Raw genomic sequence first — 22,007 nt, 5'->3', positions numbered from 1 at the left:
ACCGGGCCCGGCATCCCCTCGGGGGTGCCGGGCCCGTCGCCGTCGACAGGAGGTACGAGGTGGACGAGCGGATCCGGCTGCGGCTGGACGTCTCGTACGACGGCACGGACTTCTCCGGCTGGGCGCCCCAGCCGACCCGGCGCACCGTGGCCGGCGTGCTCATGCAGACGCTGGACCTGGTGCTCGGCGGGGGCACGGCGACCGGCCTGACGGTGGCCGGGCGTACCGACGCCGGGGTGCACGCCACCGGGCAGGTCTGCCACCTCGACCTGCCCGTCGGGGTGTGGCGGGAGCACGAGGGGCGGCTGCTGCGCCGGCTGGCCCGGCTCCTCCCGCCGGATGTGCGGGTACGCGCCATGACCGAGGTGCCGGCCGACTTCGACGCCCGCTTCTCGGCCACGTTCCGGCGGTACGAGTACCGGGTCACCGACGCCCCGTGGGGCGCCGAGCCGCTGCGCCGCCGGGACACCCTGGCCTGGCCGAAGCCGCTGGACCTGGCGGCGCTGAACGCGGCCGCGGCCGGGCTGGTGGGCGAGCACGACTTCGCCGCGTACTGCCGGCGCAAGGAGAACGCCACCACGCTGCGCGAGGTGACCCGGCTGGACTGGCGGCGCGATCCGGACGGGATCCTGGTCGCCACCGTGCAGGCCGACGCGTTCTGCCAGAACATGGTGCGCAGCCTGGTCGGGGCGATGCTGGTGGCCGGGGACGGGCGGCGGCCGGTGCAGTGGCCGGCCGGCCTGCTGACCCGGCGTGAGCGCTCCAGCGAGGTGACTGTGGCGCCAGCGCACGGCCTCGCCCTGGTCGCTGTGGGCTACCCGGCCGACCCGGCCGAGTACGCCCGCCGCGCCGATCTGACCCGCCGGTTGCGGGTGCCGGTGGCCGAGGGCTGACCGGAGGTCAGTCGGTGCCCCGCTGACCGGCGCTGTCCCCGGCCGACTCCGCGTCGGGCTGCCCGGCCGTTCCGGCCGCCGCACGACGGTCCAGCACAGCCCGGTTGAGGTGCAGCTCGACCATGTCGTACATGATCTCGCGGGCGGCTGCGTCGTCGCTCGGGATGCGTTCCCCGTCGGCGCGCGTGACCAGGCAGTAGGCGACGTAGTGTCCGCGTACCTGCCAGGCGACCCGGGCCGCGGCCTTCTCCACCACCTCGGTGTCGTCGCCCGCCGCCATGCCACGGAACCGTCCCTGGCGCGCGTCGAGCAGCGGCCGGATGCGGTCGCGTACCCGCTGGGCGGTGGCCACGTCGGTGAGGTTGAACAGACCGGCGGTGATCAGGTGGTCGCCGTCGGGGGAGCGGAGCGTGCCCCGCACGACCTGGTTGCAGCCGAGCCGGACCAGCAGGTCGGCGATCTCGCCGGTGGCCGCGACCTGACACTTCGTACTGGCCTGGGTCTTGAGCACCCGGTACGCCGGCTTCCCGTCGGTGAGCACCAGGTCCTTGGTCGGGAAGACCTCCTTGGCGGTGAGCGTCGCCTGGTCGGTGTCCCGGGAGTCCAGGTCGGTGCCGCCGGCCGGGGTGCTCGATTCGCTCGGCTGCGGGGTCGGCTGGCCGGCGGACGGCGTGGCCGTCCGCTCGTCCAGCAGCGCCGCGACGGCGAGCCCGGTGAGCGAGAGCAGCAGCAGTACGGCGGCGCCACCGACGAGCGTCTGCCAGAACCGGCTGCCGCCGTTGCGGCGGTCGGCGCGCCGGGCCCGGGGCAGTTCGGAGACGTCGCCGGCGCGGGCGGTCGGGTTGGCGGGGATCGGCACTGTCGGCCGGTTCGTCGCCGCCGGTACGGGCGCGGGCATGGGTGGCGCGGGCTGCGGCACCGGGGACGGCTCCCGTGGTGGCGCGGGCCGTCCCGGTGTCGGCGCCGGGGCCGGTGGCGCCGGAGCAGGTGCGCGGGTGTCGTCCGCCACCGCCTGCCCGTCGGGGTCGTCCTGCCCGGCCGCGCCGGCCGGCGGCAGCGCCGGTTGCGGGCGCGGCGGCGGGGGCAGCGACGGCGTGGGGAACCGGGAGCGTGACGGACCCGCGGGCGGCGGCGTCGTGGCTGCGGGCCCGTGCGGGGCCGACCCGGGCTTCGGGTACTCCAGGAAGGCGTCCTCATCGGACTCGTACCGGTACACCATGTGGCATAGAGTAGGACTGATTGTCCCTTTCAGGGGTAATATCGGGAAAATCTGGCGGAGTGGCGTCCGGCTCCGCCTCTGACACCGTTGCCGGAACCGCCCCGGCCCGGTGCGAGAATGCCTGCGTGACCGGCGACCACTACTTCACCGCTGAGCCCTCGGGCCCGGCCCGCCCGCGCGAGGTCGAGTTCACAGTCGCCGGGCGCGACTACACGCTCGGCTCGGCCGGTGGCGTCTTCTCCGCCGACCGGCTCGACCCCGGCACCGCCGTGCTGCTGCGCAAGGCCGACCTGCCGGCCGCCGACGTCACCGGCGCGCTGCTCGACATCGGCTGCGGCTTCGGCCCGATCACCTGCGTCCTCGCCACTGTCGCGCCGGAGGCCACCGTCTGGGCCGTGGACGTCAACGAGCGGGCCCGCGCCCTCACCACCGCCAACGCGGCAAGGGTCGGCGCCGCCGACCGGGTACGCGCCGTCGCGCCCGACGAGCTGCCGGACGACGTCACCTTCACCCAGATCTGGTCCAACCCGCCCATCCACATCGGCAAACCGGAACTGCACGGCCTGCTGCTGCGCTGGCTGCCCCGGCTCGCCCCGGACGGCGTGGCCTGGCTCGTCGTCGCCCGGCACCTCGGCGGCGACTCGCTGCACCGCTGGCTGGTCGAGCAGGGCTGGTCCGTCGAGCGGCACGCCAGCCAGAAGGGCTACCGGGTGCTGCGCGTCACCCGGTAATCCGGTGTCGTCCAGCGGCCCGGCTCGGGCAGGATGCCCGCGTGGGATACGTGGACGTGGCAGCGGTCGGGCACATCCTCCCGGACGGGCGTGAGCTGTTCAGCGACGTCTCGTTCCGGGTCGGTGAGGGTGCCAAGGTGGCGCTGGTCGGCCCGAACGGCGCCGGCAAGACCACGCTGCTGCGGATGGTCGCCGGTGACCTGCCGGTGAAGACCGGCGCGATCGCGCGCTCCGGCGGGCTGGGCGTGATGCGGCAGTTCATCGGCATGATCGGCGACGAGTCAACGCTCGCCGACCTGGCGCTCTCCCTCGCCCCGCCCGCGCTGCGCGACGCCGGGCGGCGGCTCGCCGAGACCGAGGCGGCCATGCGGGCGGCCGAGGTCCGCGGCAAGTACAGCTCCGCCGCCGCCAAGGCCCAGCTCGCGTACGCCGAGGCGCTCGCCGCCTGGGGCGAGACCGGCGGTTACGACGCCGAGGTCCTCTTCGACACCGTCGCCACCATCGTGCTGGACCTGCCGTGGGACAGTGCCCGGGACCGGCCGGTGCGCACGCTCTCCGGCGGCCAGCAGAAACGCTTCGCGCTGGAACTGCTGCTGCGCGGCCCGGACGAGGTGCTGCTGCTCGACGAGCCGGACAACTTCCTCGACGTACCCGGCAAACGCTGGCTGGAGGGGCGGCTGCGCGAGTCGGTCAAGTCCGTGCTGTACGTCTCACACGACCGGGAACTGCTGGCCCAGACCGCCGACCGGGTCGTCGCGGTGGAGGGCGGCAGCGCCTGGGTGCACCCGGGCGGCTTCGCGAGCTGGCACGACGCCCGGGTCGCCCGGCACGCCCGCCTCGACGAGCTGCGCAAACGCTGGGACGAGGAGCACCAGAAGCTGCGCGAGCTGATGCTGATGTACAAGCAGAAGGCCGCGTACAACGACGGGATGGCGTCCCGCTACCAGGCCGCGCAGACCCGGCTGCGCAAGTTCGAGGAGGCCGGGCCGCCGCCCGTACCCCCGAAGGACCAGGACATCCGGATGCGCCTGACCGGCGGGCGGACCGGCAAGCGCGCGGTCATCGCCGAGCAGTTGGAGCTGGACGGCCTGACGTTCCCGTTCGACCTGGAACTCTGGTACGGCGACCGGGTCGCGGTGCTCGGCGCGAACGGCACCGGCAAGTCGCACTTCCTGCGCCTGCTGGCCCGCGGCGGCACCGACCCGGAGCCCGGCAACACCCCGGTCGACGGCGCCGCCGCGCTCGCGCCGGTCGCGCACGGCGGCGTGGTCCGGCTCGGCGCGCGGGTGCGGCCTGGGCACTTCTCGCAGACCCACGACCGCCCCGAGCTGATGGCGAAGACGCTGGTCGAGGTGCTGTGGCGCGGCGACGAGCACCGGACCGGCATGGACCGGCACGCGGCCATGGCGGCGCTGTCCCGGTACGAGCTGGCCGGGCAGGGCGACCAGCGGTTCGGCACGCTCTCCGGCGGTCAGCAGGCCCGCTTCCTGGTGCTGCTGCTGGAACTGTCCGGCGCGACGCTGCTGCTGCTGGACGAGCCCACCGACAACCTCGACCTGGCCTCGGCCGAGGCGCTGGAGGCCGGGCTGACCGCGTTCGAGGGAACTGTCGTCGCGGTCACCCACGACAGGTGGTTCACCCGTACCTTCGACCGGTTCGTGCTGTTCCGGGGCGACGGTGACGTGGTGGAGACGCCAGCGCCGGTCTGGGACGTGGCCTGAGCCGCTCCCCGGGTGGGCCCCGGGGAGCGGGCATAGGGTGGATCTCGTGAGTGAGATGACCTATCGCCGGCTGGGCGACTCCGGGCTCGTGGTGTCAGTGGTCGGCATCGGCTGCAACAACTTCGGCCGCAAACTCGACCTCGACGGCACCCGGGCGGTGGTCGACGCCGCCCTCGACGCCGGGATCAACTTCTTCGACACCGCCGACATCTACGGCGAGCCGCAGGGCGCCTCCGAGGAACTGCTCGGCCAGGCGCTCAAAGGCCGCCGCGACGACGTGGTGGTGGCCACCAAGTTCGGCATGGACATGCACGGCGCGAACGGGCCGGACCACGACGCCCGGGGTGCCCGCCGCTACATCGCCCGCGCCGTCGAGGCGTCGCTGCGCCGGCTCGGCACCGACCACATCGACCTGTACCAGATGCACGAGCCCGACCCGGGCACCCCGATCGACGAGACGCTCGCCGCGCTCGACGACCTGGTGACCGCCGGCAAGGTGCGCTACCTGGGCAACTCCAACTTCGCCGGCTGGCAGATCGCCGACGCCGACTGGACCGCGTCGTCGCAGGGGCGTTCCCGGTTCATCTCCGCGCAGAACCACTACTCGCTGGTGGAACGCGGGGTGGAGGCCGAGGTGATCCCGGCGTGCGAGCGGTTCGGCCTCGGCATGCTGCCGTTCTTCCCGCTGGCCAACGGGCTGCTCACCGGCAAGTACAAGCGCGGCGAGGCGCCCCCGGCCGGTAGCCGGCTGGCCGGCGGCGGCCGGTACGCCGAGCGGCTGGCCGCCGCGCGCTGGGACGTCATCGAGGCGATCGATGCGTACGCGGCCGAGCGCGGCATCAGCATGCTGCACGTGGCCATCGGCGGCCTGGCGGCCCGTCCCGCGGTGACGTCCGTGATCGCCGGCGCCACCACTCCCGACCAGGTGAAGGCGAACGCCGAAGCCGGCACGTGGCAGCCGTCCGACGAGGACCTGGCCGCCTTGGACGCCATCCTCTGACTGTCCGCGCTCGCGCGCTCGGGCTTGCACGTCGGGCGTGTGCTGGCGCGCTCGGGTTTGCACGTCGGGCGTGTGCTGGCGCGCTCGGGTTTGCACGTCGGGCGTGTGCTGGCGCGCTCGGGTTTGCACGTCGGGCGTGTGCTGGCGCGCTCGGGTTTGCACGTCGGGCGTGTGCTGGCGCGCTCGGGTTTGCACGTCGGGCGTGTGCTGGCGCGCTCGGGTTTGCACGTCGGGCGTGTGCTGGCGCGCTCGGGTTTGCACGTCGGGCGTGTGCTGGCGCGCTCGGGTTTGCACGTCGGGCGTGTGCTGGCGCGCTCGGGTTTGCACGTCGGGCGTGTGCTGGCGCGCTCGGGTTTGCACGTCGGGCGTGTGCTCGTGTGTCGGGTGTGTGCGTCGGGGCGTGTGCTCACCCGTTTGGGCCTGCGCACACCGGGCTGCCCGCGCGCTCAGCTCACCCACGCGTTCGGCTCCGCCCGCACGTGGACTGTGCGCCCTCGGTTGGGGGCGCGCCCGCGCGGCCTGCGCCCCATCAAGGCTCGCCCACGCGTCAGCCACCCATGGCGTGCCACCCAGAGGCAGCGCTCACGACGAGTGGAACACCATGGGTGTCTCAAGGCCCTTATGACACCCATGGCGTTCCACTCGGGGCTGGATCTGGCGACGAGTGGAACGCGATGGGTGTTTGCGGGCGGGCCTCTGACGCGCGTGGTGTCTCGGGCGGCTCGACGGGTGGCGAACCGGGGACCCAACGGGTGGCGGGCGGCGAGCCGGGGGCCCGGTGGGTGGTAGGTGGCGAAATGGGGGCCCGGTGGGTGGTGGGTGGTCCGGTGGGTGGTAGGTGGCGAAATGGGGGCCAGCGGTGACGTGTGGCGGGCCGGGGGCGTAGCGGGGTGAGGCTCGTGGCCGCGGGCGCGGATCAGTGGTTCGCCTCGGTGGCACGACGTTCTGCCAAGGCCTGGCGCACCAGGGCCACTGTGGCGTCGGGCCGGCGTAGCACGTCGTCGGCGGTGAAGCGGAGCACGAGCCACCCGGCTGCGCGCAGCGCGTTCAGGCGAGCCACGTCACGGCGGAAGTGAGCCCGTTCGCGGTGGTGGTCGCCGTCGTACTCGACCGCGAGGCGGAGCGCCGGCCAGGCCAGGTCCACCCGGGCCACGAAGCGTCCGCCGGCGCGTACCTCGTGTTGGGCGGTGAGCGGGCCGAGGCCGGCGTCGAGCAGGAGCAGCCGCAGGCGAGTCTCCATCGGGGACTCGCTCAACGGCTCGGCCAGCGCCAGCACCTCGCGCAACAGCGGAGCGCCCGGCCAGCCCGGCCGGGCGGCGGCGTAGGCCCGCAGGGCGGGCAGCTTCACGGCCCGGCGACGCAGCAGCGCCTCGACGGCGACCAACGCCTCGGCGAGTGAGCCCTGCCGGCCCAGGTCGAACGCCGTGCGAAGGGGCGTGGTGACCGGCAGCCCGCCGACGAGGGTGCGGTCCCGCTCCGGCAGCGGTGACCGGACCAACCGCAACCGTGGGTGCGGTCGCAGCCGCGCAGCAGTCGGCAACAGTACTGTCACCGGCGCGTCGCGGGGGAGCACGTCCGCGCCGAACAACCACGCGGCGCTGCGCCCCGCCAGCACGGCACCCGGCGGCAGGCGCAACGCCACCGCCTCGCACCACATCCGGTGGTCGTCGGCGCGGTACCCGTCGCGGTGCACGTACACGTCCGGCAGCAGGCGGATCCAGGTCTGCCCGCGCAGCATCGTCCAGGTGAGTAGCCCTTCGGAGACGGCACGGCTGCCCCGGAACGGCAGGATCTCTAGGCGGCGCGGAACACGGGCGGGAACGGACACCCAGGCAGCGTGTCGTGACGGGACGGTCACCCGCTGCCCCGATCCGGCGGACGGCTGGTTCCTGGGAAAAACCTCACCCGGGCTTCCGTACGGGCGGGAGGCGTCGTACGGTAGGCCGCAAGTGACCCACGGGAGCCCGGTGCGGACCGGGCTGAGAGGGGGGCTGGGAGCCCCCGACCGTCGAACCTGATCCGGGTAATGCCGGCGCAGGGAGGAGCGTTGCCGTGCTGTCCCTGGGACGACTGCATCTCATCACCGACACCCGGCCGGGGCGTGACCCGCTCGCCGTGTTGCGTGCCGCACTGCCCGTGGCGGGCGCAGACCTCGTCGTGCAGGTGCGCGTGGAGGACGACGCCACCGACCGGGAGGCGTACGAGCTGGCCCGGCTGGTGGTCGACGCCTGCCGGCCGTACGGAGCACAGTGCCTGGTCAACGACCGGCTGCACGTGGCGCTCGCGGTGGACGCCGCCGGTGGCCACGTCGGCGCGGACGACCTGCCGGTGCGTGCCGCGCGCCGGGTGCTCGGCCCGGACGCGGTGCTCGGCGCGACCGCCCGCGAACCGGTGACCGCCCGGGCCGCGGTGGACGCGGGCGCGAGCTACCTGGGCGTGGGCCCGTGCCACGCCACCACCACCAAGTTCGGCCTGCCGGAACCGATCGGCCCCGAGGGGATACGCGCGGTCGCCGAAGCGGTGACCGTGCCGGTGATCGCGATCGGCGGGGTGACCGCCTCAAGCGTGCCGGCGCTGCGGGCCGCCGGGGCGTACGGGGTGGCGGTGGTCGGCGCGCTCAGCGGGGCAGCCGATCCCGCGCACGCCACCGCCGAGCTGCTGCGGGCCCTGACGTGTTAACAGGGGGCCCTTCCTCTACCGGAGGCGTTAACAGGGGGCCCTTCCTTAACGACGTGGCGGTGGTGGGGGGCGGGCCTGTCGGGTGGGCGATCGCGTGGCGGTGCGCGCAACGTGGACTGCGCGTGGTGGTGCACGACGACCGGCCCGGGTCGGGCGCGTCGTCGGTGGCCGCCGGGATGCTGTCGCCGGTCGCCGAGGCGTACTTCGGTGAGCACGAACTCACCGCGCTGCTCGTCGAGTCCGCCGCCCGCTGGCCCGGTTTCGCGACCGAGCTGGCCGGGGCGAGCGGCGTCGACATCGGCTACCGCACCGAGGGCACGCTCGTCGTCGGGCTCACTGCCGACGACCTGGCCGAGGCGAGGCGGCTGTGGTCGTACCAGCAGGGCCTGGAACTGCCGATCACGCCGCTGCGTCCCTCGGAGCTGCGCGACCGCGAGCCGGCGTTGGCGCCGCGCGTGCGCGGCGGCGCTGTCGCGCCCGGCGACCACCAGGTCGACCCGCGGCGGCTGGTCGTCGCGCTGCGCACGGCCGCCGAGCGCGCCGGCGTGGAGCTGCGCCCGGCGCGCGTCGGCGCGCTGTCCGAGGTGGACGCGCGGGTCACTGTGGTCGCGGCCGGCTGCGGCGCGGCTGCGCTGACCGGCCTGCCGGTCCGGCCGGTGAAGGGCCAGGTGCTGCGGCTGCGCGCGCCGGGTGGCGGTCCGCCGGGCTTCCGGCACGTGATCCGGGGGTACGCGGACAGCGAGCCGGTCTACCTGGTGCCCCGGGACAGCGGCGAGGTCGTGGTCGGGGCGACGGTCGAGGAGCGCGCGGACACCGCTGTCACCGCCGGTGGCGTGCTGACACTGCTGCGCGCCGCCACGGAGCTGGTGCCGGAACTCGTCGAGTACGAGCTGGTGGAGGCAGTCGCCGGGCTGCGCCCTGGTACGCCGGACAACGCGCCGATCATCGGGCCGCTGCCCGGGCAGCCGGGTGTGCTCGCCGCGACCGGACATCACCGGCACGGCATCGTGCTCACCCCGGTCACCGCCGACCTGGTCACCGAGCTGATCGTCACCGGCGAGCCGGATCCCGCGCTCGCCCCCTTCACCCCGGACCGCTTCGGGAAGGAGCGCACGTGGAACTGATCGTCAACGGCACCGGCCGGACGCTGCCCGAGGGCGTCACCGTCGCCGAGGTGGTCCGCACCGTCACCGACCGGGAGCGCGGGCTCGCCGTGGCGGTGAACGGCGAGGTGGTGCCGCGCGGCGGCTGGTCGGCGAGCGTTCTGCGCGACGGCGACCGGGTCGAGGTGCTCAGCGCCACCCAGGGCGGGTGAGCAGGATGTCCACGCTTGAGATCGGCGGGGTCGGGTTCGGCTCCCGGCTCATCCTCGGCACCGGTGGCGCGGCGAACCTGCACGTGCTGGAGGCGGCGATCCGCGCGGCCGGCACCGAGCTGGTGACGCTGGCGCTGCGCCGGGTCGACACCACGCCCGGCGGGTCGGGTGGCCTGCTCGACCTGGTGGAGCGGTGCTGCGTACGGCTGCTGCCGAACACCGCCGGCTGCCGTACCGCTGTGGAGGCGGTGAAGACGGCGCACCTGGCCCGGGAGGCGTTCGACACCGACTGGGTGAAGCTGGAGGTGATCGGCGACGAGCGCACGCTCCTGCCCGACGGGGTGGAGCTGCTGCGCGCCGCCGAGGAGCTGGTCGCGGACGGGTTCACCGTGCTGCCGTACACGTCGGACGATCCGGTGCTCGCGCGGCGGCTGGCCGACGTGGGCTGCGCGGCGGTGATGCCGGCCGGGTCGCCGATCGGCTCCGGGCTGGGCATCGGCAACCCGCACCACATCCGGCTGATCCGGGCGGCGGTCGACGTGCCGGTGGTGCTCGACGCGGGCATCGGCACCGCCTCCGACGCCGCCCTCGCCATGGAGCTGGGTTGCGACGCGGTGCTGCTCGCCAGCGCCGTGACCCGGGCCGCCGACCCGGTCGCGATGGCCACGGCGATGCGGTACGCGGTCGAGGCCGGCCGCCTCGCGTACGGCGCGGGCCGCATCACCCGCCGCTTCCACGCCCTGCCGTCCACCCCCGACGAGGGACGGCCCGACCTGTGACCGCCTCACGCGTAGCGGATCTTGGTACGGAGGCGCCCCCCGAGGGGCGGCCGCGTACCAAGATCCAGGGCGGGCCGAGCGGGGTCGTGCTGCTGACCGATCGGCGGGTGGCCCGGGGGGCGCTCGTCGACGTGGTGGCGGCTGCCGTGGGTGGGGGAGTGCGGTGGGTGGTGCTGCGGGAGAAGGACCTGCCGCGCCCCGAACGCCTCGCGCTCGCCGTCGACCTGCGCGCGATCCTCGCCGACGCGGGCGGCACGCTCGTCGTCGCCGGACCCGACCCGCTCGACGGGGACGCGGTGCACCTACCGGCTGCCGGCCCGTACCCGCCGCCCGCCGTCGGCCTGGTCGGCCGCTCCTGCCACGACACCGCCGAGCTGGCCCGCCTCACCACCGAGCACTACGCCACCCTGTCCCCGCTCTACGAGACAAAGACAAAACCCGGCTACGGCCCTGTGTTGGGACCGGGCGGATTGAGCGAGCTGATCGCGGTCAGCCCCGTGCCCGTCCTCGCGCTGGGCGGCATCGAGAACCCGGACCAGGTCCACGCATGCGTCGAGGCGGGCGCCGCCGGAGTAGCCGTGCTGGGCGCGATCATGCGCGCGGACGACCCGAGAGAAACCGCCACCACGCTGGGCAGAGCCTTCCAGGAGGCGGCCACCCACTTGGCGCGCACCCACCCCGCGCGATCCGACGCAAGCCCGCACGCGACAGGGCTGCGGCCGACCGTGCCCACGGAGGGATCAAGCCTGACCGCCCGGAGTGGGCACGGTCGGCCGCAGCCCCGAACCGCAACCACTGTCGGCCGCAGCCGTCAAACCACCGGAGAAGACCAGTGACGCCGAAAACAGTTCTCAGCATCGCCGGATCCGACTCCGGAGCAGGAGCCGGCATCCAGGCCGACCTCAAGACGTTCGCCGCGCTCGGCGCGTACGGCACGAGCGTGCTCACCGCTGTCACCGCGCAGAGCACCAGGGGCGTGGACGCCGTCCTGCCGCTGCCCCCGCAGACGGTGCGCGACCAGATGGACAGCGTGCTCGGCGACTTCGACGTGCGCGCCGTGAAGAGCGGCATGCTCGGCACCCCGGCGGTCGCCGACGCGGTGGCCGAGGCGGCCTGGGCCGGGCGGCTGCCACACCTGGTCGTCGACCCGGTACTGGTCGCCACCAGTGGGCACCGGCTCGGCGTGGTGGAGGCGGTCGAGCGGCTCCTGCCGTACGCGGAAGTGGCGACGCCGAACTGCGCGGAGGCCGCGGCCCTCACCGGAGGCCCGGTGGGCACGGTCGAGGAAATGGTGGCGGCGGCCGAGGCGCTGGCGGCGCGCGGACCGGCGTTCGTGGTGGTGACCGGCGGTGACGTGGACGCCGACGGCGAGTCGGTGGACGTCCTGTCGGGCGGCGGAACCACTCGGCTGCTGCGCGCGCCCCGGGTGGACACCCGGCACAACCACGGCACCGGCTGTTCGTTCTCGGCCGCCGTCGCGGTCCGGCTCGCCGCGGGTGACGCGGTGCCGGTCGCGGTGGCGGCCGCCAAGGAGTACGTCACCCGCGCGCTGACCGGCGCGCGGACCTGGGAGCTGGGCGCGGGACGCGGCCCGCTGGACCACTTCGGCTGGTCCGCATGAGCGACAGGGAGGCTGTCATGCAGGCACGTCGCAAGGTGTACGTGGAAGGGCCGCGCCCGGACATCCGGGTGCCGTTCGCCGAGGTGCCGCTGACCGGGGACAACCCACCGGTACGGCTCTACGACACCTCCGGTCCCGGCTCCGACCCGGAGGTGGGGCTGCCCGCGCTGCGCGGGCCGTGGATCGCCGAGCGCGGCGACGTCGCCCCGGTACGCGGCGCCGGTACGCCGCTGGCCGGAACCCGTCCGACTCAGCTCGCGTACGCGCGGGCCGGGATCGTCACGCCGGAGATGGAGTTCGTGGCGATCCGGGAGTCGGTGTCGCCGGAGTTCGTGCGGGACGAGATCGCGGCCGGTCGGGCCGTGCTGCCGCTGAACGTGAACCACCCGGAGTGCGAGCCGGCGATCATCGGCAAGGCGTTCCTGGTGAAGGTCAACGCGAACATCGGCACCTCGGCTGTCACCTCGTCGGTGGCCGAGGAGGTGGAGAAGCTGACCTGGGCCACGCGGTGGGGCGCGGACACCGTGATGGACCTGTCCACCGGCAAGCGTATTCACGAGACGCGCGAGGCGATCGTGCGGAACGCGCCCGTGCCGATCGGCACGGTGCCGATCTACCAGGCGCTGGAGAAGGTCGGCGGTGACCCGGTGAAGCTGAGCTGGGAGGTGTTCCGCGAGACCGTCATCGAGCAGGCGGAGCAGGGCGTCGACTACATGACCGTACACGCCGGGGTGCTGCTGCCGTACGTGCCGCTGGCGGTGGACCGGGTGACGGGCATCGTGTCCCGGGGTGGCTCGATCATGGCGGCCTGGTGCCTGGCGCACCACGAGGAGAACTTCCTCTACACCAACTTCCGGGAGCTGTGTTCGCTGCTCGCGAAGTACGACGTGACGTTCTCCCTCGGTGACGGGCTGCGCCCCGGCTCGATCGCGGACGCGAACGACGAGGCGCAGTTCGCCGAGCTGCGCACGCTCGGCGAACTGACGAAGATCGCCTGGGGGTACGACGTCCAGGTGATGATCGAGGGCCCCGGGCACGTGCCGATGCACAAGATCAAGGAGAACGTGGACCTCCAGCAGGAGTGGTGCCACGAGGCGCCGTTCTACACGCTCGGGCCGCTGACCACCGACGTCGCGCCCGCGTACGACCACATCACCTCGGCGATCGGCGCGGCGATGATCGGCATGTTCGGCACCGCCATGCTCTGCTACGTCACCCCGAAGGAGCACCTCGGGCTGCCCGACCGCGACGACGTGAAGGCGGGCGTGATCGCGTACAAGATCGCCGCGCACGCGGCCGACCTGGCCAAGGGGCACCCCGGCGCGCAGGCGTGGGACGACGCGCTCTCCAAGGCCCGGTTCGAGTTCCGCTGGGAAGACCAGTTCAACCTGGCGCTCGACCCGGAGACCGCACGGGCGTACCACGACGCGACGCTGCCCGCCGAGCCCGCGAAGACCGCGCACTTCTGCTCGATGTGCGGCCCGAAGTTCTGCTCCATGAAGATCACGCAGGAGTTAAAGGAGTACGCCGCGCGGGGCATGCGCGACAAGTCGGAGGAGTTCGTCGCCGGCGGGTCACGGGTCTACCTGCCACTGGCGTGACCGGAGCCGGGGCGGGCCTGGTGTCCCGGCCCGCCCCGGTGCTCGTTCAGTCGCGGTGGTGCCGCCCGGTACGCAGCGAGCGGGCGTCGTCGGCGTTGTCGTCCGAGGCGAGACCGGCGACCCAGTCCACGTACTCGTCGTCGGCCGCGGTGGTCGGCTCGGCCGTACGCTCGGCCGGCTCCGGCTCATCCTTGGCCCGGTTGCGCCGGAACAGGCCGCGCCGGGCCTTCGACTTCCCGGCGGGCGCGTCGGCGTCGTCCGGTCCGGAGTGCCGCCCGCGCCGGGAGTCCGCCTCCGTCTCCGTGGCCTCGGGCAGCGCGGCACCCGCCTCGCCCGGTACGGCAGTCGCCGCCTCCGGCCGGGCGAGCGGCATCCCCGCCTCCGTCCGGGCGAGCGGCCCCGCCGGGCGGGCGTTCGTGGCGAGCGCGTCCCAACCGGTGCTCGCACCCGGCTCGGGCAGACCACGGTGCCGGGGACGCGGCGCCGGCTCGCCCGGGGCGACCGCGTCCGCGGCGTCCCGGTCCGGCGCGTCCGGTTCGGCGGTCGCGCGGTGCGGCCGGCCCGCCGGGGTGATCGGCCAGGCCGGGCGCACCTCGCCGGGCTGCCCGGTCACGTCCTCGAACATCGCGAACCGCGGCCGGGTCGACGGGGCGGGCGCCGGGTCGTCGAAGAAGAAGTTGCGTCCGGTACGCCCGGTCGGCGCCACCACGTTCGAGTCGGTGCTCGTGTCGTCCCGGTCCGGGTTCGTGGCCTGGGGGGTCGGCTCGGCGTCGGCTCCCCCGCTCGGCGCAGCTTCGGTTCGGCCGCCCGGTGTCGTCGGCGCGGTCTCGGCCGGGCCGGGGGAGGCCGGACCGGTGGCGCGCGGCGCCTTCGGAGTGCGGGTACGCCGGGGGCGTGCGGCGCGGCCGGCCGCGCCGGTGTCTCCGGGGGCTTCGGCCGGTGGCGCGGCGGGGGTGTCACTGCCCGCGTCGGCCGTGACCGGCCCGGCGAGGGCGCCGCTGTCCGTACGCGGGCCGGGAACGTGGCTGTCGGCGGTGGCCGGTGATGCGTCCTTCGCGGTGGTGCCCGCGCCGGCGCTGGGAGTGGTGACGTCTCCGGGGCGGGGTGCTGTGCCGTCGGCGGATGACACCGGCCCGTCGGTAGTCCCGCTGGACCGGCCCGCGCGGGTGCGGCGCGGCCGGGTCACCCGTGGCGTGGTCGCCGCCGCTTCCGGCGCCGGTGCGGCATCGTCCGTGCCGGTGCCGGTGCCGGTGCCGGTAGCGGTCTCGCTGTCGGCCGGAATGCCGGTGGCCTGCCCGGACGCTCCATCGGCGGCTTCGGAACCGGCGGCCGGGTCGGGAGCGGCCGGACGGTCCGTGGTGGCCGCCTCGCCGGTGCTGTCCGCGTGGGCCGTGCCCGGACCCGTGCCCGGACCCGCGACCGGGTCGGGGCGGCCCGCGGCGAGGACGTCGATGGCCGAGGTCCGGCGCCCCGGGGGCAGCAGACCCGGCATGGGCTGGCCGTGGCTCGTGTCGGCGACGGCCGGGCGCTCACCCGCCGGCCGTTCCGCAGCGGTCGGCAGATCGGCGGCGGGCAGATCCGCGAGGGCCGGCCGGCCGGCGGCGGGAAGATCGGTACCGGCCGGAGCCGTCGCCGTGGCCGAGCCGCCGGGCTCCGGCCAGTTCCAGTGCGCGGGCGCGGCGGCGCCGCTCGTCACCGGAGGCACGGGCGGCGCGGCCGGTACGCCCGGAGCGGCCGAGTGCGGCAGCGGCGCGAGGATGTCGGTGGCCTCGATTGCATCGGGATCGCCGCCGGCGGTGACCGGCCGGGGCAGCATCGTGGTGGCGGTCGAGCCGAGCGCACCGGCGACGACAGCGATCAGCGCGCCGTAGTAGGGCGCGATCTGGTACCTGTCGGTCGCCGCGCCCGGGCCGGCCGTCAGGTAGGCGAACGCGACGAGCACCGGACCGGCCGCGCCGGCCGCGCCACCGACCAGCGGCGGCCATCCGGCGCGGCGGGCCAGCACGCCGACCGCGCCACCGGCGAGCAGGGCCAGGGTGGGCAGCAGCAGCATGGACAGGCGCTGCGCGGCCGCCGGGTCCAGCCAGGACGGTTCGAGGACGCCGAGACGGACGGATGCCAGCGGGCGGTCCGAGACGATGGTGGGCGCGACGGACAGCAGCGCCAGCAGCCAGACGATCCCGGCGGTGATCGCCACACCCCAGCCGAATGGCGGCTTCAGCAGTACGGCGATCGCCGCGCCCGCGCCGACCACCGCGCCGAGCGCGGCGCAGACACCGGCGGCCCAGACCGGGTCGACGGATCCGGCCAGCTCGGCCGCGCGGGCCGGTTGCATGCACAGCGGGGCGACCACCGTCGCGCCCAGCGCGCTGACGCCGGCGATGGAGAGCAGTTCGGTGGTGCCGCCGAGGAGGTCGTCGCGGCGGGCGAAGCGCTCGGTGAGGACGGCTCCGGCGACCGTGGCGACCACGGCGAACCAGCCCACCCAGACGAGCTGGGCGGGCCACCTGTTCACCGAGGCGTCGACGAACGCGCCGTCGAGGCGGACGACTCCGAAGCCGTACGCGATGCCCAACTGGCCGGCCCCGGCCAGTACGCTCACTCCGAGCGCCGTGAGCAGCAGCCTGCCCCACGTCCGAAAGGCCATGTCCGGCACGTTACGGCCCGGTGCCCCCGATCGCCACCTTGCCGCCGCGCGGCGCGGCGAACCTGCCGGCGTGGCTACTTCAGCTCGACCAGGCGGGCGAGGTAGGTGGTGTCGCCGACGTTCGTCAGCATGTGCACCGCGCCCGGATCCCGGTAGACGACGCCGCCGGTCGGCTCGTCGGCGTCGATGGTGGTGCCGTCGATCGTCTGCACCACGTTCTTCGCGCCCTGGACCGCCACCACCAGGTACGGGTGGTCGTGGCGGTGCAGCGGCTGCCGCTCACCCGGCTCCAGCCGGATGTGCCAGACCCGTACCCGGTCGTTCTCGTACACGATCTCCTGGCCCACCGGGCCGAGTTCGAGGTCGGTGGAGAGTTCGGTCATCGTGGTCCGTCCAGTCGGGGGAGCACCTCGGCGGCGATGAGCTCCACGTGGTCGAGGTCGTCGAAGTCGATCAGGCGCAGGTGCACCCGGGTGGCCCCGATCGCGGCGAACTCGCCGATCCGGTCCACGAGCTGGGCGGGGGAGCCGACCACCGGGTCCTCCGGCGGCAGCGCGCTCGTGACGTGCAGCGGGGCGGCCCGGCGCTGCGCCTCGGCGTCGGTGCGTCCGATCGCCACGACGATGCCGGCGGAGAGCGTCAGCGGGGCCCGGCCGGAGGCGTCCCGGCCGGTGCGGTCGCACGCCTCCCGGACCCGGTCGTACGCGGAGGCGGTCTCGGCCACGCTCTTGAACGGCATGTTGAACTCGTCGGCGTAGCGGGCGGCCAGCTCGGGCGTGCGCTTCGGTCCCCGGCCGCCGACGATCACCGGCGGGCCGGGCTGCTGCACCGGTTTGGGCAGCGTCGGCGCGTCGACCAGGCGGTAGTGCTCGCCGGTGAAGCTGTACGTCTCGTCGGCCGGGGTGCGCCACAGCCCGGTGACGATCTCCAGCTGCTCGGCGAGCCGGTCGAAGCGTTCGCTGACCGGCGGGAACGGGATGCCGAACGCGGTGTGCTCGCGCTCGTACCAGCCGGCGCCGATGCCCAGCTCGACCCGGCCGCCGCTCATCCGGTCGACCTGGGCGACCATGACGGCGAGCGGCCCGGGGAGCCGGAACGTGGCGGACGTGACGAGCGTGCCGAGCCGGATCCGGGAGGTCTCCCGGGCCAGTGCGGCGAGCGTCAGCCAGGCGTCGGTGGGGCCGGGCAGCGCCGGCTCGTCCCCCATCGCCCGGTAGTGGTCGGCCCGGAAGAAGCCCTCGAAGCCGGTCTCCTCGACCAGCCGGGCGAACCGGAGCTGGTCGTCGTAGTCCGCTCCGCGGTGGGGTTCGGTGAAGACCGAGACCCGCATGGTCACCGTCCTCCCACGGGTACGCCGGGGGCGTCCCGCTCCATCAGCAGTTCGTGCAGCTCGGCGCTGATCCGCGCGACATCGGCCAGGTGTTCGTGCCGGCCGAGCGTGCGGGGCCGGGGGACGTTCACCTCGACCACCTCGCGGATCCGGCCGGGGCGCGGGCTGAGCACGACGACCCGGTCGGCGAGCAGCACCGCCTCGTCGATCGAGTGGGTGACGAAGACGATCGTGGCCTTCGTCTCCATGTGCACCCGCTGGAGTTCGCCGGAGAGTTCCTCGCGGGTGAGCGCGTCGAGCGCGGAGAACGGCTCGTCCATGAGCATCACCCGGGGTGAGCCGATGAGCGACCGGCAGAGCGAGACGCGCTGCTGCATGCCACCGGACAGCTCGTGCGGGAGCCGCTTCTCGAAGCCGCCCAGCCCGGCCATCTCCAGCAGCTGGCGGGCGCGGTCGCGGTGCTCGGCCCGGCGCCAGCCGAAGATCTCCACCGGCAGCAGCACGTTGTCCAGCACCGTGCGCCAGGGCAGCAGGGCCGGCCGCTGGAACAGCATGGCCACGTCGCGGCGGGGCTTCGTGATCGGCGTACCGGCCACGGTGATCTCGCCGCCGCTGACCGGGAGCAGGCCGGCGATCATGCGCAGGAGCGTGGACTTGCCACAGCCGGACCGGCCGAGTACGGCGACGAACTCGCCCTCGGCGACGTCGAGGTCGATGCCGCGCAGCGCCTCCACCTGCCCGGATCGGCCGTCGAAGGTGCGGGACACCCCGGACAGTCGGATCATCTTCCGCCGGCTCCCTTCCACGTCGTCCGAATGCGAGCCGGGCTAGCGTAGCGGACGGTGCTTATAGCACTGTCCGGGGTGGACGTCAGTCCGCTTTCCGTCACGCAACTTCGTTTCCGTTCCGCAACCGGGACGGAGGGGGCACACCATCCGCCTTCTCGTACGCTGTTGCGCGCGAAGAGTCCCCTCACGACGGTCCAGTCGGCCCAACCCTCCTGCCGGCCCCGTCGGACCCACGACCCGACCGGCGAGAAAGTCCTGGTCGGAAAGGACATGGTGCACTGATGAGAAGGCTGACCCGTACGGTCGCCGCCGCGGCTCTGGCTACCGCCCTCGCCCTCGTGGGCGGCTGCAGCAGCGACTCGGACAAGTCCGAGAGCGGCGGCGGAAACGGCGGCGCGCTGGAAAAGGTGACGTACCTCACCTCGTTCGGCAACTTCGGCCGTGACTCCTACGCCTGGGTGGCGAAGGACAAGGGCTTCTTCAAGGAGGCCGGTTTCGACGTCGACATCAAGCCCGGCCAGGGCACCGGCTCCGTCATCCAGACCATCACCGGCGGGCAGGCCCAGTTCGGCCCGATCGACCTGACCGGTGGCATCCTCCAGCTCGGCAACGGCCTGGCGAAGGACTTCGTGGCGGTGGCCGCGATCCAGCAGCGCACCATGGCCGCGATCGTCACGGTCGAGGGCAAGAACATCGCCACCCCGAAGGACCTCGAGGGCAAGAAGCTCGCGGACACCCCCTCCTCCGTCGTGCGCAACCTCTTCCCCACGTACGCGCGGCTCGCCGGCATCGACGGCAGCAAGGTGACCTGGGTCAACGGTGAGGCGCAGAGCCTGATGCCGATGCTCGGCTCCGGCGCGGTGGACGGCATCGGCCAGTTCGTCGTCGGCCAGCCGACGGTGGAGACGGTGACCAAGAAGAAGCCGGTCATCCTGCCATACAGCAACGTGATGCAGGACCTCTACGGCAACGCGCTGATCACTTCCACGAAGCTCGCCAAGGAGAAGCCGGAGATGGTGAAGAAGTTCACCGCCGCGCTGCTCAAGGGCCTGGAGTACTCGCTGGCGAACCCGGACGAGGCCGCCGAGATCCTGAAGAAGAACGTGCCGGCCGCCGTCCCGGCCGCGGCCTCCGCCGAGCTTCAGCTGATGGCCGCGTACGTCCGGTCGAGCAACTCCGGCACCGCGATCGGCACGCTGGACAGCGGCCGGGTGGCCAAGAGCATCGCCCTGCTGAAGGGCGCGGGCGCGCTCAAGCAGGACCTCACCCCGGACCAGATCATCGACTTCGACCTCGCGCCGAAGGCCTGACCGGTCCGCTCGGGCCAACGGGGGTGCGCCCCGCCGGACACCCGGCGGGGCGCACCCCCTTCCCGTGCCGGTCGCACCGACCGGCGCAGAGAGGAGGACACGTTGACACAGTTGACCGAGGCCCGGCCGGAGGCGCCACAGCCGCGCCCGGCGGTCCGGCGCCGGTTCGCCGTACGTCCGGCTGCGGTCGGGCTGCCGGCGCTCGGCCTGGTGATCGCGGTGGCCGGCTGGTGGCTGGTCACCTCGGGGCTGAACCTGGTGCACCCGGCCGCGCTGCCGCCGCCGCAGGCGGTGGGGGAGTCCCTCGCGAACGCCACCGACGTGCTGCTGCCCGCGTTGGGCATCACCACCTGGATGACGGTGCTCGGCTTCCTGCTCTCGTCGGCCGCCGGGGTGCTGATCGGGATGGCGCTGGCCGCGTCCCGCCGGGTCGAGCGGATGTTCGCGCCGTTGCTGGTGGCCGTGAACGCGGTCCCGAAGATCGCGTTCGGGCCGCTGCTGGTGGTGGCCGTCGGCTGGGGTCAGAAACCCATTCTGACCATGGTGTTCCTGCTCTGCTTCTTCCCGATCGTGCTCTCCACCGCCACCGGCCTGACCACCACGCCGGCGGACCTGGCGGAGCTGAGCCGGTCGCTGAACGCCTCGTGGTGGCAGTCGTTCCGCAAGGTGCGCTTCCCGTCCGCGCTGCCGCAGATCTTCGTCGGGCTCAAGGTGGCCATGCCGCTGGCCGCGATCGGCGCGGTGATCGGCGAGTTCTACTCGGACCGTCCCGGTCTGGGCTACCAGATCCTGCAGTACAACGGCGTCGGCGACACCGCCACCGCCTGGGCGGCGATCGTGCTGGTGGCCCTGATGAGCATCGCGCTCTACGCCGCCCTCAGCCTCGTGGAGCGCCTGGCCCTGCCCTGGGTGAAGGCCACCACCTCAGCCCGCTGACCCTCGGAAGTAGACCTCAACCCACGGATGGCGGCCGACCACGACAGGCGTGGCCCCACCGCAACCGGCGCAGGGATCAAGCCTGACCGCCCGGAGCCGGTTGCGGTGGGGCCACGCCCCAACAGTGACTAACCGGCGAGCCGCCAGCGACCACCACGCGCCACCAGCGTCGTCAACGCCTGCGGCATCAACCCGGAGTGGTTGTCCGGCGTCATCCGGATCGGCCCGGACAGCCCGTCCAGCTGCGAGGTCTCCAGCACGTCGCGCAGCGCGTCCCGGTCGACAGTGCCCGGTTCGCCACCGGCGCGCTGCTCGGCGTCCACGATCAGCTGGACCGCGTCGGCCGCGAACGAGGAGAAGCCGTTGTAGCCGCCGAAGCGGGCGGTGTACTCCTGGAACCACTGCCGGCGCGCCGCCTTGGCCGGTGTGGTGGCGATCACGTCGTCGATCACCATGGTCTGCGTGAAGATCAGCGTGGCCTCTTCGGTGGAGCGGGCCGACGGGCCCAGGAAGAGGTCGCCGGCGGCCGCGGCGTCGAAGAACAGCGACCCGCGGAACTTGCTCTGCCGGGCCGTGGTCGCGGCCAGCGTCGCCTGCTCCGGCGTGGTCCAGAGGATCAGGGCCTGCGGCTTGGCGGCGATCAATTCGTTGACCTGCGTGCCGACCTCGGTGTCGGTGAGCCGCACCGATTCGTTGCCGACCAGCCGCACCGTGGTCTTTTCCAGTTCCCGGCGCAGCGCGGTGAGCCCTTCCTGGCCGTAACCGTCGGCGCTGTGCAGCAGCGCGACCTTGCGGATGTCGCGCCGGTCCAGTTCGGTGGCGAGCGCGGCGGCGCTGTCGGCGGCGTTCGGGGCGAGCCTGAAGACATATCGCCGTTCGCCCACCGGTTCGGTGACCGCGCTCGAGGAGGCCAGTGCGATCGTCGGAATGCGCTTCTCGCCGATGGTGCGGGCCGCGCCCACCGCGCATTCGTTGCAGCCGCCCATGATGACGGCGCTCACCCGTGAGTCGCCGCTGAAATCATTGATGTTCCGCAAGGACTCCGCAGCGTCGGAGCGGTTGTCCTTGACCCGCAGATCGATCTTCCGGCCGCCCAGCGCGCCGGACGAGTTCAACTGCTCGACCTTCAGTTCCAGCGCCCGCTGGTACACCTTGCCGACCGGCGCGGACGCGCCGGAGAGTTCCAGGTCGGCGGCGATGACGATGGGGCTGGTGTCCTGCGGTTCCCCGCCGATCCCGCAGCCGGTGAGCGTGGTGGCCAGCACGGCCGATGCGAGCGCCGCGATGCTCGCGGAGCGGATGGGGCTCAACTCAGTCCTCCAGGTGCGGCGCGGGCCGACGCCCGATCACCGCCGCTAGTCCGTCCTCAGTGGAGGAACGGGATTGGTGTGCCGTACGGTGTGCGCGAAGCCTGCAAAACCTTGCCAATGCCGGGGC

General features: G+C 73.7%; 20 protein-coding genes and 1 riboswitch. Of the genes, 13 read left to right on the top strand and 7 right to left on the bottom strand.

Annotated elements, in window-relative coordinates:
- Positions 1 to 59 precede the first annotated feature (59 nt).
- On the top strand, positions 60 to 893 hold the full coding sequence (gene truA, locus A4R25_RS10475) for a tRNA pseudouridine(38-40) synthase TruA (RefSeq protein ID WP_064446616.1): 834 nt from the start codon (positions 60 to 62) through the stop codon (positions 891 to 893).
- Between the two features lie 7 nt (positions 894 to 900).
- On the opposite strand, the gene A4R25_RS10470 is transcribed toward truA, so the two are convergent.
- Positions 901 to 2,112 (bottom strand): hypothetical protein, encoded by a 1,212-nt coding sequence (locus tag A4R25_RS10470; protein ID WP_231915497.1) that lies wholly within the window; start codon positions 2,110 to 2,112, stop codon positions 901 to 903.
- A gap of 125 nt (positions 2,113 to 2,237) precedes the next feature.
- Here A4R25_RS10470 and A4R25_RS10465 point away from each other — a divergent pair, with 125 nt between their 5' ends.
- From A4R25_RS10465 to A4R25_RS10455, 3 genes are read left to right on the top strand one after another with little or no spacing between them, the layout of a single operon-like run.
- Positions 2,238 to 2,843: a class I SAM-dependent methyltransferase gene (locus tag A4R25_RS10465; protein WP_064446615.1), complete on the top strand. Its 606-nt coding sequence runs from the start codon at positions 2,238 to 2,240 to the stop codon at positions 2,841 to 2,843.
- Between the two features lie 41 nt (positions 2,844 to 2,884).
- Entirely contained in the window at positions 2,885 to 4,564 is a 1,680-nt protein-coding gene (locus tag A4R25_RS10460; protein ID WP_064446614.1) for an ABC-F family ATP-binding cassette domain-containing protein, read from the top strand.
- 37 nt (positions 4,565 to 4,601) lie between these two features.
- Complete coding sequence (locus A4R25_RS10455; protein ID WP_197494889.1) at positions 4,602 to 5,564, top strand: aldo/keto reductase; 963 nt, start codon at positions 4,602 to 4,604, stop codon at positions 5,562 to 5,564.
- Between the two features lie 916 nt (positions 5,565 to 6,480).
- Here A4R25_RS10455 and A4R25_RS10450 read toward each other — a convergent pair.
- The gene (locus A4R25_RS10450) at positions 6,481 to 7,392 is read right to left on the bottom strand and encodes a DUF559 domain-containing protein (RefSeq protein WP_064446612.1); all 912 of its coding nucleotides are present in this window, start codon (positions 7,390 to 7,392) and stop codon (positions 6,481 to 6,483) included.
- Between the two features lie 118 nt (positions 7,393 to 7,510).
- A riboswitch (TPP riboswitch) is annotated at positions 7,511 to 7,622 on the top strand.
- Between A4R25_RS10450 and thiE the strand changes: the two genes are divergently transcribed.
- The 7 genes from thiE (at position 7,617) to thiC (ending at position 13,559) form a co-directional block, all read left to right on the top strand.
- Positions 7,617 to 8,243, top strand: coding sequence for a thiamine phosphate synthase (gene thiE, locus A4R25_RS10445; protein WP_064446611.1), 627 nt, complete (start codon positions 7,617 to 7,619; stop codon positions 8,241 to 8,243). Its footprint overlaps the riboswitch before it by 6 nt.
- The gene (gene thiO / locus A4R25_RS10440; protein WP_064446610.1) at positions 8,237 to 9,367 is read left to right on the top strand and encodes a glycine oxidase ThiO; all 1,131 of its coding nucleotides are present in this window, start codon (positions 8,237 to 8,239) and stop codon (positions 9,365 to 9,367) included. Before thiE ends, thiO begins: the two co-directional genes overlap by 7 nt.
- Positions 9,358 to 9,558 (top strand): sulfur carrier protein ThiS, encoded by a 201-nt coding sequence (gene thiS / locus A4R25_RS10435; RefSeq protein ID WP_013288601.1) that lies wholly within the window; start codon positions 9,358 to 9,360, stop codon positions 9,556 to 9,558. Before thiO ends, thiS begins: the two co-directional genes overlap by 10 nt.
- A gap of 5 nt (positions 9,559 to 9,563) precedes the next feature.
- Entirely contained in the window at positions 9,564 to 10,337 is a 774-nt protein-coding gene (locus A4R25_RS10430) for a thiazole synthase (RefSeq protein ID WP_064446609.1), read from the top strand.
- Between the two features lie 62 nt (positions 10,338 to 10,399).
- Complete coding sequence (locus tag A4R25_RS10425; RefSeq protein ID WP_082930997.1) at positions 10,400 to 11,173, top strand: thiamine phosphate synthase; 774 nt, start codon at positions 10,400 to 10,402, stop codon at positions 11,171 to 11,173.
- Positions 11,170 to 11,958 carry a bifunctional hydroxymethylpyrimidine kinase/phosphomethylpyrimidine kinase gene (thiD, locus tag A4R25_RS10420; protein ID WP_064446608.1) on the top strand — a complete coding sequence of 263 codons (789 nt, stop codon included), beginning with the start codon at positions 11,170 to 11,172 and terminating at the stop codon, positions 11,956 to 11,958. The genes A4R25_RS10425 and thiD overlap by 4 nt, the downstream gene beginning before the upstream one ends.
- A 17-nt stretch (positions 11,959 to 11,975) precedes the next feature.
- Complete coding sequence (thiC, locus tag A4R25_RS10415) at positions 11,976 to 13,559, top strand: phosphomethylpyrimidine synthase ThiC (protein WP_082930980.1); 1,584 nt, start codon at positions 11,976 to 11,978, stop codon at positions 13,557 to 13,559.
- Between the two features lie 46 nt (positions 13,560 to 13,605).
- Here the strand turns inward: thiC and A4R25_RS10410 are convergent, their stop codons facing one another.
- The 4 genes from A4R25_RS10410 to A4R25_RS10395 form a co-directional block, all read right to left on the bottom strand.
- Positions 13,606 to 16,206 carry a hypothetical protein gene (locus A4R25_RS10410; protein WP_064446606.1) on the bottom strand — a complete coding sequence of 867 codons (2,601 nt, stop codon included), beginning with the start codon at positions 16,204 to 16,206 and terminating at the stop codon, positions 13,606 to 13,608.
- Between the two features lie 74 nt (positions 16,207 to 16,280).
- On the bottom strand, positions 16,281 to 16,589 hold the full coding sequence (locus A4R25_RS10405) for a cupin (RefSeq protein ID WP_043328269.1): 309 nt from the start codon (positions 16,587 to 16,589) through the stop codon (positions 16,281 to 16,283).
- Positions 16,586 to 17,536 (bottom strand): LLM class F420-dependent oxidoreductase, encoded by a 951-nt coding sequence (locus A4R25_RS10400; protein ID WP_064446605.1) that lies wholly within the window; start codon positions 17,534 to 17,536, stop codon positions 16,586 to 16,588. Before A4R25_RS10400 ends, A4R25_RS10405 begins: the two co-directional genes overlap by 4 nt.
- A gap of 2 nt (positions 17,537 to 17,538) precedes the next feature.
- Entirely contained in the window at positions 17,539 to 18,321 is a 783-nt protein-coding gene (locus A4R25_RS10395) for an ABC transporter ATP-binding protein (RefSeq protein WP_064446604.1), read from the bottom strand.
- Positions 18,322 to 18,605: 284 nt separating this feature from the next.
- On the opposite strand from A4R25_RS10395, the gene A4R25_RS10390 reads away from it, so the two are divergent.
- Both A4R25_RS10390 and A4R25_RS10385 read left to right on the top strand, forming a co-directional pair.
- On the top strand, positions 18,606 to 19,634 hold the full coding sequence (locus tag A4R25_RS10390; protein ID WP_064446603.1) for an ABC transporter substrate-binding protein: 1,029 nt from the start codon (positions 18,606 to 18,608) through the stop codon (positions 19,632 to 19,634).
- Positions 19,635 to 19,736: 102 nt separating this feature from the next.
- The gene (locus A4R25_RS10385) at positions 19,737 to 20,570 is read left to right on the top strand and encodes an ABC transporter permease (RefSeq protein ID WP_064446602.1); all 834 of its coding nucleotides are present in this window, start codon (positions 19,737 to 19,739) and stop codon (positions 20,568 to 20,570) included.
- A 128-nt stretch (positions 20,571 to 20,698) separates the two neighbouring features.
- On the opposite strand, the gene A4R25_RS10380 is transcribed toward A4R25_RS10385, so the two are convergent.
- On the bottom strand, positions 20,699 to 21,880 hold the full coding sequence (locus A4R25_RS10380; RefSeq protein ID WP_043328278.1) for an ABC transporter substrate-binding protein: 1,182 nt from the start codon (positions 21,878 to 21,880) through the stop codon (positions 20,699 to 20,701).
- Between the last annotated feature and the right edge of the window lie 127 nt (positions 21,881 to 22,007).

It is taken from the genome of Micromonospora sp. NBRC 110037 (assembly GCF_001652995.1).
Lineage (GTDB): Bacteria > Actinomycetota > Actinomycetes > Mycobacteriales > Micromonosporaceae > Micromonospora > Micromonospora chalcea.
The sequence above is the reverse complement of the archived record's forward strand: the minus strand, read 5'-3'. Positions and strand labels throughout refer to the sequence as shown.

What these genes read in the sequence shown, in the direction of transcription:
- A4R25_RS10470 (WP_231915497.1), bottom strand. Translation starts at nt 2,112, where the DNA reads ATGGTGTACCGGTACGAGTCCGATGAGGACGCCTTCCTGGAGTACCCG.
- A4R25_RS10430 (WP_064446609.1), top strand. Translation starts at nt 9,564, where the DNA reads ATGTCCACGCTTGAGATCGGCGGGGTCGGGTTCGGCTCCCGGCTCATC.
- thiC (WP_082930980.1), top strand. Translation starts at nt 11,976, where the DNA reads ATGCAGGCACGTCGCAAGGTGTACGTGGAAGGGCCGCGCCCGGACATC.
- A4R25_RS10410 (WP_064446606.1), bottom strand. Translation starts at nt 16,206, where the DNA reads ATGGCCTTTCGGACGTGGGGCAGGCTGCTGCTCACGGCGCTCGGAGTG.
- A4R25_RS10405 (WP_043328269.1), bottom strand. Translation starts at nt 16,589, where the DNA reads ATGACCGAACTCTCCACCGACCTCGAACTCGGCCCGGTGGGCCAGGAG.
- A4R25_RS10400 (WP_064446605.1), bottom strand. Translation starts at nt 17,536, where the DNA reads ATGCGGGTCTCGGTCTTCACCGAACCCCACCGCGGAGCGGACTACGAC.
- A4R25_RS10395 (WP_064446604.1), bottom strand. Translation starts at nt 18,321, where the DNA reads ATGATCCGACTGTCCGGGGTGTCCCGCACCTTCGACGGCCGATCCGGG.
- A4R25_RS10390 (WP_064446603.1), top strand. Translation starts at nt 18,606, where the DNA reads ATGAGAAGGCTGACCCGTACGGTCGCCGCCGCGGCTCTGGCTACCGCC.